The sequence below is a fragment of the Blattabacterium cuenoti genome, from assembly GCF_014251695.1.
GTDB classification, from domain to species: domain Bacteria; phylum Bacteroidota; class Bacteroidia; order Flavobacteriales; family Blattabacteriaceae; genus Blattabacterium; species Blattabacterium cuenoti_T.
Map to the genome: position 1 here is coordinate 180415 of NZ_CP059195.1, position 12959 is coordinate 193373.

Consider the following 12959-nt stretch of genomic DNA (forward strand, 5'->3'; position numbering starts at 1 on the left):
CTTATTTCACATGTTTTTCCGCATGATAAGAAGATCTCACTAATGGGCCACTTTCTACATATTTAAATCCCATTTCTAATCCAATTTTTTTAAATTCTTTGAATTGTTCTGGAAAAATAAAAAAACGAACAGGATAATGCTTTAAGGAAGGTTGTAAATATTGTCCCATTGTAAGAATATCTACTTTAGATTTTTTTATATCTTTCATTGTCTCTATTATTTCTTCTTTTGTTTCTCCTAGTCCTAACATGATTCCTGTTTTTGTTCGTATATTTTGATTCTTTTTTTTTATATATTGTAAAATTTCAAGACTACGACCATATTTAGCTTGAACACGAACCTCCTTTGTTAATCTAGAAACTGTTTCCACATTATGAGAAATAACTTCTGGCTTTATATTAATTATTTTATTTATTATGTGTTTTTCTCCTTTAAAATCGGGAATTAAAGCTTCTATTGTAATATTGGGATTTAAATGGCGTATTTTTTGTATGGTTTGAATCCATATATCAGAACCCATATCCTGTAAATCATCTCGATTAACAGAAGTTAATACAGCATGTTTTATTTTTAATATTTTTATAGATTTTGCTACCTTTTTTGGTTCATCCCAATCTATTTTATCAGGACGTCCCGTTTTTACTCCACAAAATCTACAAGACCTTGTACAAATATTTCCCAATATCATGAAAGTAGCCACTCCTTTATCCCAACATTCTCCTATATTGGGACAACTTCCACTCTGACAAATTGTATTCAATTTATGCAAAGAAACTAATTTTTGTAATTCATAATAATTTTTACTCATTGGTAATTTTACTTTTATCCACTTTGGTTTTTTTTTAATAACGTTCATATCTTATTTTTAAATTTTTATTATTATACTACAAAAAATATAAAAATCAATTTTTTTTGATAACTTTGTAAAGTAAAGATGGCTATTTTTTATTTATATGGAAGTGTTTGTTAGAGATATAGCTAATATATTAGAAAATATAGCACCTCTAGAATATGCGGATTCTTATGATAACGTAGGATTAATAGTAGGATCATTTCATAAAAAAGTAAAAAATGTACTGATTACTTTAGATCTAACTGAAGAAGTCTTTTATGAATCTATCAACAAAAAATGTGATTTGATAATTTCTTTTCATCCTATCATTTTTAAATCTATTAAAAATATAACTGGTAAAACATTTTCAGAAAGAGTCATAATTCATGCGTTAAAAAACGATATATCTATTTATGTAATTCACACGAATTTAGATGTCATGTGGGAAGGTCCTTCTTCTTATATTTCCAAATTATTACAAATAAATAGAGAAAAAGTTCTTTTTCCAAAAAAAGAAACCATAAAAAAATTAGTTACTTATGTTCCCGTTTTTTATGCTGAAAAAGTTAGAAATGCTTTATTTGAAGCAGGAGCTGGTAATATTTCTAATTATAGTCATTGTAGTTATAATTTCGAAGGGTATGGAAGTTATATGGGAAATAAAAAAACTAAACCTTTTTTTGGTAAAAAAGAAATTTTTCATATGGAAAAAGAAACTTGTATTAGCGTACTTTTTCCTGATTATAAACTGAATATAATAAAAAATGCACTATTTCAAAATCATCCTTATGAAGAAGTAGCTTACGAAATTTATAATATTGAAAATATCAATCCTTATATAGGAATAGGTTTTATAGGAAATTTAATAGAAAAAATGAATGAATATGATTTTCTTCTTTTTATAAAAAAAAAAATGAATATTCCTTGTCTTAGACATTCTAATTTTATAGAAAAGAAAATTCAAAAAATAGCTATGATTACAGGGTCAGGACGTTTTGGAATAGAATCTGCTATCAAAGAAAAAGCTGATGTTTTTATCTCCTCAGATTTAAAATATCATGATTTTTTTAAATATGAAAAAAAAATATTAATTGTAGATGTAGGACATTATGAATCTGAAAAGTTTACTAAAAATTTACTGAAATCTTTTTTAGATAAAAATTTTACTTCTATTTCTATTTATGAATCGGAAGTTCATACTAATCCAGTTAAATATTTTTATTAATTATGGGCCATAAAATACAAGAAGTAGTCACTGTAGTAGATAAATTGAGAGCATTATACAATCTTCAATTAATAGATTCTCGTATAGATGAAATACGAAAATTCCGAGATAATATTCCTATGGAAATAAAAAGTCTAGAAGAAGAACTAGACCAAATCAAAAAAAACTTAGAAAATATTCATGAAAATATTCTTTCTATAAAAGAAAATATAAATAAGAAAAAAAAAAATATAAAATCTTCAGATATATTGATCAATAAATATGAAAAACAAAAAGATCATATCAAAAATCATAAAGAATTATATTCTTTAGATAAAGAAATTGATTATCAAAAATTAGAAATTCAATTATATAAAAAAAGAATTAAGGAATTAAATCTTCAAATTTATAAAATGGAAGAAATCCTAAAACAAAAAGAAGATTTATTAAAAAATAAAGAGGAACATCTTTTTCATAAGAAAAAAGAATTAAATAATATTCTTTTAAAAAATGATAAAGAAGAACAAATTTTATTAGATAAATCTTTATTTTTTTACAAAAAGGTAGATAATGGTTTATTGAAGACTTATCAAAGAATCAGAAATGGAGTTAAAAACGGTGTAGCTATTGCTCCAGTTCTAAGAGGAGCTCCATTGGGTTCTTATCTAGCAATCACTCCTCAAAAATATTCTGAACTCATGCAACGTAATAAACTTTTAATAGATGAACATAGTGGAAGAATATTAATAGACGCGGAATTAGCTGAGGAAGAAAAGAAAAAATTTTTTATTTTTTGTTCTAAAAAAAAATTATAGATCATGGTACGAACTTATTCTTCTAATGAAATTAAAATTAAAATTAAAGATTTTGAATTATTAGAAGTTTCTTCAGGAAAGAAGAAATTTTTAAAAAGTTATTTTTTAAATAAAGCAACTGTAATAATGTTTATTTGTAATCATTGTCCGTATGTTAAACATATTAATACAGAATTAATTCGTTTAGCTAATGATTACATATCAAAAAATATTTCATTTTTAGCCATAAATTCTAATGACGTTAAAAAGTATCCGGAAGACTCTCCAGAAAATATGAAAAAAGTATATCATAAATTAGGTTATACTTTTCCTTATTTTTTTGATGAAACACAGGAGGTGGCTAAATATTATTGTGCAAAATGTACTCCTGAATTTTTTATATTTTCCGGAAAGGGAAATTTATGTTATCATGGACAATTAGATGATTCTAGACCCGGAAATAACATACCTGTAACAGGTTTTGATGTAAGAAATACATTGCAAAACATTTTAAATGGAAAAAAAATATATCCAATAGTTAAATTAAGTTACGGGTGTAATATCAAATGGAAAACATAAAATTTTTATAATAATTTGGAATAATATTTAAAAAATATTCTATAGTTTCAGACAAACTTTTTTCTGATATACCTCCTGCTGCATTTTTATGTCCTCCCCCTCCAAAATACTTTCTAGAAAATATGTTTACATCAAAATTTCCTATCGAACGAAAGGATATTTTAATGGGAGATTTTTCTTTTTCTTCAAAAAAGAAAACGGAAAAAATAATATTTTTAATGCCTAATCCATAAGTAATAATTCCATCTGTATCTCCTTGTTTATATGAATAAAAATTTAAATCCGAAGCTTTAATGCTCGTATAAGCCGTCCTACATTTTTTAATGATTATTAATTTTTTCAAGGCTTTAGATAATAATTTTAATCTGTTTTCATTATATTTTTCTCGTAAATGATCATAAATATAATTTAGATCAATTCCTTTCTCTATTAATCTTCCGGCAATAAAATGAGTTTCTGAGGTCATAGAAGGAAAACGAAAAAATCCAGTATCAGTCATTAATCCTACATATAAACACGTAGCTATTTTTTTATCTATTTTATCTAAATTATTCATATCTGATATGAATCGAAAGACTAAAATACTGGTAGCTGCTACTGTAGAATCGGAAAACATAAAATCAAAACAAAATGGAAAAGGATGATGATCAATTAATATTTTTTTTGCTTTTGAGCATGAAAAAAAATATTTTATATTATTTATTCTTGACAGATTATTAAAATCTATCAAAAAGATATAATCAGAATTTACAATTTTTTTTTCAACTAAAGATTGTGTTTTTTTGGAAAAGACAAGAATATCCTCAGTTCCAGGGATCCATTGAAAAGACTCAGAATATTCTGTTGGAGATATTAAATCCACATCATGTTTTAATTTTCTAAAATAAAATAAAAGAGCTAAAGAAGATCCTAAAGCATCTCCATCTGGATTATTATGAGGCAATAGTACAATTTTTTTTTTATTTATTCCATTTATATTAGAAAATAACATATATGTCATTTTTTTTTAAATCCCAATTCTTCTCCTTTTTTTAACATAATAAAATAAGCAGAATGAAAATTATTTGATATTTTTCCTTCTAAAATAGAATCTTTAACAAAATTTTTTATAATTCCTATTTCTTTACATGGATCAATATGAAAGGCCTTCATTATATCATTTCCAGATATAGGGGATTTCCAGTTTTGAATCCTATCTTTTTCTTCTAATTTTCTAATTCTTTCCATAAGAAGATAAATATTTTTTTTATATTGATTTTTCTTCTCTACATTATTAGTAGTAATATCAGCGATACATAATTTCATGAGATCTTCTAAATCGTTTCCTATATCAAATAATAATCTACGTATAGCAGAATCACTAGTATTAGTTCCTATTAATGCAATAGGTCTATAACTATACTGAATCATTTTTTTCACATATTTCATAGAAGAACCTTTTGGCAGCTTTAAACGTTTGAATATATTTGTAATCATTTTAGATCCTACAAATTCATGAGCATGAAAAGACCATCCTATTTTTGGAACAAATTTTTTTGTATAAGTTTTTCCTATATCATGAAGTAATGCTACCCATCTTAACAAAAGAGAATTGTTTTTTGTCTGACTAATATTATCTACTACTTGCAAAGTATGATAAAAATTATCTTTGTGTTTATATCCATTCTTTTCTTCTATTCCTTTTAACGAAACTAATTCCGGTAATATGATTGATAATAATCCAGATTGATATAATAAAAATAAACCCATAGAAGGTTTTTTAGATAGTAAAATTTTGTTAAATTCTTCTACAATTCTTTCTGTAGAAACGATATTTATTCTATCCTTATTCTTTTGAATTGATTGAAAGGAAGATTTTTCAATCTCAAACTGTAATTGAGTAGAAAATCGTATAGCTCTCATCATTCTTAGTGGATCATCAGAATAAGTAATATTTGCATCTAATGGAGTTCTTAATATTTTTTTTTTTAAATCTGAAAATCCTCCAAATGGATCGATCAATTCTCCATAATTATCACGGTTTAAACTAATAGCTAAAGCATTGATTGTAAAATCTCTTCTATTTTGATCATCTTGTAATGATCCCAACTCTATAACAGGTTTTCTACTAAAAAAATGGTAAGATTCTTTTCTTGATCCGACAAATTCTATTTTTTGATTATTATATTCTAACATAGCTGTTCCAAAACGTTTAAATATTCTTATTTTAGGAGAAGGGATAATATTTTTAGAAACCTCTTTTGCTAATTTTATTCCTTCTCCTATAGTTAAAATGTCTAAATCTTTCGATTCCATTTTTCCAAGTAAAAAATCTCTAACATAACCTCCTATTACATAACTTCTTTGTTTTATTTTTTTAGCAGAAATACTTACAATACGAAATATTTTTTTATGAACAGCAGATGATAAATTCATATCCGTCTACATACGTAATATTTTGACCTGATTGGAGACTATTTTTATAATAGAAGAACTACTATACTTAGCTTTTTCTTTTCTACGAAAATTAACAACATAATCAGTTTTATTTAAAATAGAAGGACTAATTTCAGAAAAAGATTTAGGAGTTACTAATCCTGATAAATTAGCAGAAGTAGAAATAATGGGTCTATCCAAATTTTTTATCAAGCAAATACAAAAAGGATCATGTGTTAAACGAATAGCTAAAGTATTATCTTGTATAAAAAAATTGGATGCTATTTTTTTAGTATTTTCGTATACTATAGTAATAGGTTTATCTTTTTTTATAATATTTTCTACAATAATTCTTTTAGTCAAAAAAGAAATTTTTCCTACCAATTGAGACAAACGATCTAGACTTTCTACCAAAAGAATCATAGATTTATAAATATTTCTATTCTTGATTTCATATATTTTTTTTATGGCTTGTATATTAAATGCATCACATCCCAATCCCCATACAGTATCTGTAGGATACAATAAACTTTTTCCTTTTTTTAATATATCTACACTTTTTTCTATTTCTACGTTAAAAGACATTTTAATTTATAAATTATGGGTTCTTAATGCTTCATTTAAAGATATTTTTTTATTTGTACTTTCTTTCCTTTTTCCTATGATCATTGAACATGGGACATTATATATCCCTGAAGTAAATTTTTTTGGATAAGATCCAGGAATGACTACAGAATATTTTGGAATTATACCCTTTATTTCAATAGGTTTTTCATGAGTGACATCAAAAATTTTAGTAGAGGCTGTGAGTACAACATTTGCTCCTAGAACAGCACCTTTTTTTATCAAAACTCCTTCTACTAAAATACATCTAGATCCAATAAAAACATCATCTTCAATAATAACTGGATTCCCTTGTAAAGGTTCTAAAACCCCTCCTATTCCTACCCCTCCACTTACATGAACGCCACTTCCAATCTGAGCGCAACTACCCACTGTAGCCCATGTATCTATCATAGTATTTTTTCCTATATATGCGCCTATATTGACATAAGATGGCATAAGGATTACTCCAGGTGATATATACGAACCATAACGTGCTATAGCATGAGGAACTACACGAATTCCTTTTTCCTTAAATTTATTTTTTATAGGAATTTTATCATAAAATTCTAATGGACCTAATTCTATTGTGTTCATATTTTGAACATAAAAATACATAATAATAGCTTTTTTAACCCATTCATTTACTATCCATTTTCCATTTAAATAATTAGAGACTCTAACTGCCCCAGTTTCTAAATGGGCAAGAACCTGAAGAACTACATTTTTTATATTTTCATCAGTGGGCCATATATTTTTTTTATTCCAAGCTTTATCTATTTCTAATTTTAGCTTATTCACTTTTATATTTATTAGTTTACAAGAAACGAAACAAAAGTAGCAAAAATAAAACAAGATAACAAGTATATATACAATGGGAAAAATATTAGGAATAGATTATGGAAAAATTATCACGGGTTTATCTATCACAGACGACCAAAAAATATTTGCATTTGGACTCAATGCTGTTCCAACTAAAAATTTAATGAATTTTTTAAAATATTTTTTAGTTGATGAGAAAATAGAAAAAATCGTTATAGGATTGCCAAAAAAATTGAATAATAAAAAAGAAGTTTTAATAGAAACAGAAATTCAGAAGTTTATGAATAAATTTCATATAAGATATCCTCACATCATGATTGAAAGATTAGATGAACGTTTTACATCTAAAATGGCTTTTTATACTATGATAAAATTGGGTTTGAAAAGAAAAAAAAGAAGAAAAAAAGTAATTTTAAATCAAATTAGTGCCACTATAATTTTGCAATCTTATCTTACTAAAAAAGAAAAAAAAAATTAATTCATGGTATTACCTATAGTTATTTATGGAAATTCTATTTTGAGAAAAAAATGTTGGGATATAGATTTTTCTTTTTTTGAAAAAAAAAAGGAAATTCATCAATTAATTAAAGATATGTTTGAAACTATACATAAAGAAAAAGGGGTAGGATTGGCAGCTCCACAAATTGGAAAAAATATTCGGCTTTTTATAGTAGAAACTCCTTATTTAAATGGAGAAAATATTATAAACAATTATAAGGAAGTTTTTATTAATCCTAAAATATTAAAAATTTATGGTAAAGAGTGTAAATTTAATGAAGGGTGTCTTAGTATACCTGGAATTATGGGATCTATAAAAAGAAAATCTCATGTTAGAATTGAATATTATGATAAAAATTGGAACAAAAAAAAAAGAACCTTAACAGGCATATGTGCAAGAGTTATTTTACATGAATATGATCATATTGAAGGGAAACTTTTCATAGATTATTTTTCTTACAATAAAAAAAAAATAATAGAAAAAAAATTGATGAATTTATCAGAAAAAAATTCATTGTGAATAAACGTCGTCTATCATTTTTTTGAAAATATTAGGATCATTTATGGATATATATGAAAGAATTTTTCTATTTATTTTAATTTTTTTTTGGGATAGTTTACTCATAAATTCAGAATAGGATTTTCCATACTGGCGTACCCCTGCATTGATACGTTGAATCCAAAGAGATCTGAAATTTCTTTTCTTTTTTTTTCTTCCTGAAAAAGCATAAATAAAAGATTTTTCTACAGCATTTTTAGCAACTGTATAAACTTTACTTCTGGAACCATAAAAACCTTTGGCTAATTTCAGTATTTTTTTACGTTTTCGTCTAGAGGAAACTGCATTTGTAGATCTAGGCATAATTTTTTAAATTTGGATTTTTATATTTTTTTGATCTGATTTTTTCAATAAAGTAAATACAGAAAGTTTCCGTTTTCTTTTTTTAGATTTTTTAGTTAATAGATGATTTTTGAATGCATGTTTTCTTTTTATATATCCATTCGCTGTTTTTTTAAATCTTTTTTTTGATCCTGATTTTGTTTTTAATTTTGGCATAAATAATCTGACGTTAAAATTTTTTGGGAGCTAATATCATATACATTCTCTTTCCTTCCATTACCGGCATTTGCTCAACTTTTCCATATTCCTCAATATCTTCTGCAAATTTTAATAATTTAATTTTACCTTGATCTTTGTATACTATAGAACGTCCTTTAAAAAAAACAAATACTTTTACTTTATCTCCGCGCATTAAAAATTTTTCTGCACTTTTAATCTTAACTTTTCCATCATGATCTCCAATTTGTGGACCAAATCTAATTTCTTTAGTATTTACTTTGATTTGTTTTGCTTTAAATTGTTTTTTTCTTTTTTTTTGTTCATATAGAAACTTTTTGTAGTCTAAAACTTTACACACCGGAGGATTTAATTTAGGATTAATTTCAACTAAATCTAATTCTCTTTCTCTAGAAAATTGAATAGCTTCTTGTATAGAGTAAATCCTATTTTCTATGGAAGAATTTCCGACTAAACGTACTTTTGGGGTATTAATAATACTTTCATTGATCCGATGTTTTTCTTTTTTTTGCGGTAATGGTCGGAACATTCTATTTTTTTTATTACCTCTTGAAAATTTTTTTTTTATAATAGTTTTATATTTTTAGTTTTTAAATTTATTTCATTCAAAATAGATTCTATCCCATTGGAAATAGAAAATATTCCTATATTCCCTAATCCATGACGTCGTAATGACATCATTTCGTTTTTTTCCTCTTTATTTCCCAAAATGATCATATAAGGAATCTTATTTTCTTCAGAATCCCTAATTTTTTTATTAATTTTCTCGTTTCTATTATCAATAAATACACGAATATTATAACCTAACATTAAATTTAAAATTTTTTTGGCATAAACTATATATTTTTCACTTATAGGAAGTATAACGGCTTGATTAGGAACCACCCACAATGGAAGATTTCCTTTAGTATGTTCTATCATAATGGCGATAATACGTTCTAATGAACCAAAAGGAGCTCTATGTATCATTACTGGACGATACTTCTCGTTATTTTTTCCTTTATAATATAAATCAAATCTTTCAGGTAAATTATAATCGACTTGAATCGTCCCGAGTTGCCAACTTCTTCCTAAAGAATCTTTAATGAGAAAATCTAATTTTGGTCCATAAAAAGCAGCATCCCCATAATTAATCTCTGCTTCTATATTTTCTTCTTTTACTACCTGTAATATAGCTTTTTCTGCTTTTTCCCAATTTTTTTCTGATCCTATATAATCATTTATTTTTTTAGGATCTCTAAGAGAGATCCTAACTGTATATGTAAAAAAACCTAAAGTACGAAAAACATAAAAAACTAAATTAATTACTTTCTTAAATTCTTCTAACAATTGATCATAAGTACAAAAAATATGTGCATCATCTTGAGTGAAACATCTAACTCTAGTTAAACCATGAAGTTCTCCACTTTGTTCATAACGATATACTGTTCCAAACTCTGCAAAACGTTTAGGAAGATCACGATAGGACCATTCTTGAGAACGATAAATTTCACAATGATGAGGACAATTCATAGGTTTTAAAAGAAACTCCTCCTCTTTATGAGGAGTGTGAATGGGGTAAAAATGATCCTTACCATATTTACTCCAATGACCACTTCTAACATACAATTTTTTATGACCAATATGAGGAGTTACAACCATTTCGTATCCTGACTTTTTTTGAACGTCAGTTAAAAATTCTTCTAAATTTTTTCTAAAAATTGTTCCTCTAGGTAACCATAAAGGCAATCCAATTCCCACTCTATCAGAAAAAACAAAGAATTTTAATTTTTTTCCTATCTTTCTATGATCTTCTAAAATAGGGACTGACTTATCTTTATCCATAAAAAAAAGTTACAAGTTTTTTTTTTATGATAAAGATGACAAAAATAAATATAATGTTGCCGCTCCTACACATCCTACTATAGGCCCAAGTATTGGAATCAAAGCATAATCCCAATTACTTTTTCCTTTTCCTGGAATAGGAATGATAGAATATATAATTCTTGGACCTAGATCACGAGTAGGATTTATAGCCGCCCCTGTGGCACCTCCTAAGGATAAAACAATTCCTAATACCACTAAAGCGGAAGGAAGTGCGCCTAAAGACCCCAACCCTATAGGATACTTTTCTTCTTTTAAAAAAAGAGTTCCTTCTATGGAAAGATATAAAGAAATAAATATAAAAATAAAAGTGGCTAATACTTCACTCAAAAAATTAGAAAAGAAATTTTTTATAGAAGGAATAGTCACAAAAACAGATAATTTGTCTTTTTCTTCTTGAGTTTCAAGAAAATGATCTTTGTATAAAAACCATACGAATAATGATCCTAACATAGCTCCAATGAATTGAGAAAAAATATAAAGGGGAACCATACCCCAACTAAATTTTCCAATGATGGCAAAACTTATTGTAACACATGGATTTAAATGAGCACCACTATAAGGAGCTGAAACTGTTATTCCCATAAAAACAGCTAATGCCCATCCTATAGTAATAGTTAGCCATTCTCCATTACTATTTTTACTATGACCTTTAGTTTTTGATAAAATAACATTTGCTACTACACCATTTCCTAAAAATACTAAAATCATTGTTCCTATGATTTCTGCGCATATTTTTGTCATTTTATTTTATTTATTTTATTTGACTGGACCAAGAACGAGTTGTTTTTATCGCTCTTTTCCAGCCTTGAATTCTTTCTAATCTACTAGACATTCCTTTTGGTTCAAAAATTTGTTCTAATTGCCATTTATCTTGAATATCTTCAAGACTACTCCAATAATTTACAGCTAATCCAGCTAAATAAGCAGCTCCAGCTGCTGTAAGCTCAGAAATTTTAGATTTAACAACTTTCACATTTAAAATATCAGATTGAAATTGCATTAATAATTTATTTACCGTTGCTCCACCATCTACACGAAGTTCTTTGATAGAAATACCGGAATCCGCTTCCATAGCTTTCAAAACGTCCATATTTTGAAAAGCAATACTCTCCAATGCCGCTCTAACAAGATGAGCGGAAGAAGTTCCTCTTGTTATGCCGACAATGGTCCCTCTCGCTTTTTGATCCCAATAAGGAGCGCCTAAACCTGAAAATGCTGGGACCATATATAAACCTTCCGTATTATCTACGGAAGAAGCTAATGTTTCTGCTTCATCGGAAGATAAGAGGAGTCCAAGTCCATCTCTGAGCCATTGAACAACAGCTCCTGCAATAAAAACACTTCCTTCCAATGCATATTGGACCTTATTTTTTATTTTCCAAGCTACAGTAGTAATTAAATTATTTTTAGAAAAAACAGGATAATTCCCTACATTCATTAACATAAAACATCCCGTCCCATAAGTATTTTTTACCATCCCAATTTTAGTACACATTTGACCAAAAAGAGCGGCTTGTTGATCCCCAGCAATTCCAGATATAGGAATTTTCTGTGATAGAATATGTCCTGTTGTATAACCAAAAATATCACTAGATGATTTGACTTCTGGTAGCATAGTGACTGGAATATTAAATAAATCTATTAACTCTTGATCCCAACTCAGGGTATGAATATTAAATAACATAGTACGAGAAGCATTAGTAACATCTGTGACATGAATTTCTTTCCCTGTTAAATTCCATATTAACCATGAATCTATAGTTCCAAATGCTAAAGATCCAGAATGAGCTTTTTTTTTAGCTCCTGGAATATTCTCTAATATCCATTTAATTTTTGTTGCAGAAAAATAAGGATCTATAATTAAACCTGTTTTTTTTCGAATCATTTCGGTTAATCCTTCTTTTTTAAGATGATCACAATATTTGAATGTACGTCTATCTTGCCATACTATAGCATTAAAAATAGGTTCTCCCGTTTTTTTATCCCATACAACAGTGGTTTCTCTTTGATTGGTTATTCCTATTGATACAATATTCTCGCCTTCTAAATTAGCCTTTAAAATAGCTTCTAAAGCTACTGAAGCTTGCGTAGACCATATTTCCTCTGCATTGTGTTCTACCCATCCAGGATGAGGATAAATTTGCGTAAATTCTCTTTGAGCTACAGAAATAATATTTCCAATTTTATCAAAAATAATAGCTCTAGAACTGGTAGTTCCCTGATCTAATGATAGCACATATTTTTTCATAAACATATAATAATTTTTCT

The 12959-nt window shown here is 26.8% G+C and carries 16 protein-coding genes; 5 read left to right on the forward strand and 11 right to left on the reverse strand.

What is annotated here, in order from left to right:
* Window position 1: 1 nt before the first annotated feature.
* Window positions 2–856 carry a lipoyl synthase gene (lipA, locus tag H0H62_RS00820; protein WP_185860861.1) on the reverse strand — a complete coding sequence of 285 codons (855 nt, stop codon included), beginning with the start codon at window positions 854–856 and terminating at the stop codon, window positions 2–4.
* 97 nt (window positions 857–953) lie between these two features.
* Here lipA and H0H62_RS00825 point away from each other — a divergent pair, with 97 nt between their 5' ends.
* From H0H62_RS00825 to H0H62_RS00835, 3 genes are read left to right on the forward strand one after another with little or no spacing between them, the layout of a single operon-like run.
* Window positions 954–2057, forward strand: coding sequence for a Nif3-like dinuclear metal center hexameric protein (locus tag H0H62_RS00825; protein WP_185860862.1), 1104 nt, complete (start codon window positions 954–956; stop codon window positions 2055–2057).
* A gap of 2 nt (window positions 2058–2059) precedes the next feature.
* Window positions 2060–2851: a zinc ribbon domain-containing protein gene (locus H0H62_RS00830; protein ID WP_185860863.1), complete on the forward strand. Its 792-nt coding sequence runs from the start codon at window positions 2060–2062 to the stop codon at window positions 2849–2851.
* 3 nt (window positions 2852–2854) lie between these two features.
* A complete protein-coding gene (locus H0H62_RS00835; RefSeq protein WP_185860864.1) occupies window positions 2855–3409 on the forward strand; it encodes a thioredoxin family protein in 555 nt (184 codons plus the stop codon).
* Here the strand turns inward: H0H62_RS00835 and H0H62_RS00840 are convergent.
* From H0H62_RS00840 to H0H62_RS00855, 4 genes are read right to left on the reverse strand one after another with little or no spacing between them, the layout of a single operon-like run.
* Window positions 3393–4400 (reverse strand): DHH family phosphoesterase, encoded by a 1008-nt coding sequence (locus tag H0H62_RS00840; RefSeq protein ID WP_185860865.1) that lies wholly within the window; start codon window positions 4398–4400, stop codon window positions 3393–3395. The two genes, H0H62_RS00835 and H0H62_RS00840, sit on opposite strands and share 17 nt — an antisense overlap.
* A 5-nt stretch (window positions 4401–4405) precedes the next feature.
* Window positions 4406–5824, reverse strand: coding sequence for a CCA tRNA nucleotidyltransferase (locus H0H62_RS00845; RefSeq protein ID WP_185860866.1), 1419 nt, complete (start codon window positions 5822–5824; stop codon window positions 4406–4408).
* 6 nt (window positions 5825–5830) lie between these two features.
* Entirely contained in the window at window positions 5831–6409 is a 579-nt protein-coding gene (locus H0H62_RS00850; protein WP_185860867.1) for an L-threonylcarbamoyladenylate synthase, read from the reverse strand.
* A 6-nt stretch (window positions 6410–6415) separates the two neighbouring features.
* The gene (locus H0H62_RS00855; RefSeq protein ID WP_185860993.1) at window positions 6416–7234 is read right to left on the reverse strand and encodes a 2,3,4,5-tetrahydropyridine-2,6-dicarboxylate N-succinyltransferase; all 819 of its coding nucleotides are present in this window, start codon (window positions 7232–7234) and stop codon (window positions 6416–6418) included.
* A 67-nt stretch (window positions 7235–7301) separates the two neighbouring features.
* Between H0H62_RS00855 and ruvX the strand changes: the two genes are divergently transcribed.
* Complete coding sequence (ruvX, locus tag H0H62_RS00860) at window positions 7302–7727, forward strand: Holliday junction resolvase RuvX (protein ID WP_185860868.1); 426 nt, start codon at window positions 7302–7304, stop codon at window positions 7725–7727.
* A gap of 3 nt (window positions 7728–7730) precedes the next feature.
* Window positions 7731–8267 (forward strand): peptide deformylase, encoded by a 537-nt coding sequence (gene def / locus H0H62_RS00865; RefSeq protein ID WP_185860869.1) that lies wholly within the window; start codon window positions 7731–7733, stop codon window positions 8265–8267.
* On the opposite strand, the gene rplT is transcribed toward def, so the two are convergent.
* The 6 genes from rplT to glpK are packed head-to-tail and all read right to left on the reverse strand — an operon-like array spanning window position 8259 to window position 12945.
* The gene (gene rplT, locus H0H62_RS00870; protein WP_185860870.1) at window positions 8259–8609 is read right to left on the reverse strand and encodes a 50S ribosomal protein L20; all 351 of its coding nucleotides are present in this window, start codon (window positions 8607–8609) and stop codon (window positions 8259–8261) included. The two genes, def and rplT, sit on opposite strands and share 9 nt — an antisense overlap.
* A gap of 6 nt (window positions 8610–8615) precedes the next feature.
* Window positions 8616–8804 (reverse strand): 50S ribosomal protein L35, encoded by a 189-nt coding sequence (gene rpmI, locus H0H62_RS00875; RefSeq protein ID WP_185860871.1) that lies wholly within the window; start codon window positions 8802–8804, stop codon window positions 8616–8618.
* 13 nt (window positions 8805–8817) lie between these two features.
* A complete protein-coding gene (gene infC / locus H0H62_RS00880; RefSeq protein ID WP_185860872.1) occupies window positions 8818–9354 on the reverse strand; it encodes a translation initiation factor IF-3 in 537 nt (178 codons plus the stop codon).
* 35 nt (window positions 9355–9389) lie between these two features.
* Window positions 9390–10649 (reverse strand): threonine--tRNA ligase, encoded by a 1260-nt coding sequence (gene thrS, locus H0H62_RS00885; RefSeq protein ID WP_185860873.1) that lies wholly within the window; start codon window positions 10647–10649, stop codon window positions 9390–9392.
* Between the two features lie 24 nt (window positions 10650–10673).
* Window positions 10674–11432 (reverse strand): MIP/aquaporin family protein, encoded by a 759-nt coding sequence (locus H0H62_RS00890; RefSeq protein ID WP_185860874.1) that lies wholly within the window; start codon window positions 11430–11432, stop codon window positions 10674–10676.
* Window positions 11433–11442: 10 nt separating this feature from the next.
* Entirely contained in the window at window positions 11443–12945 is a 1503-nt protein-coding gene (glpK, locus tag H0H62_RS00895) for a glycerol kinase GlpK (protein WP_185860875.1), read from the reverse strand.
* Between the last annotated feature and the right edge of the window lie 14 nt (window positions 12946–12959).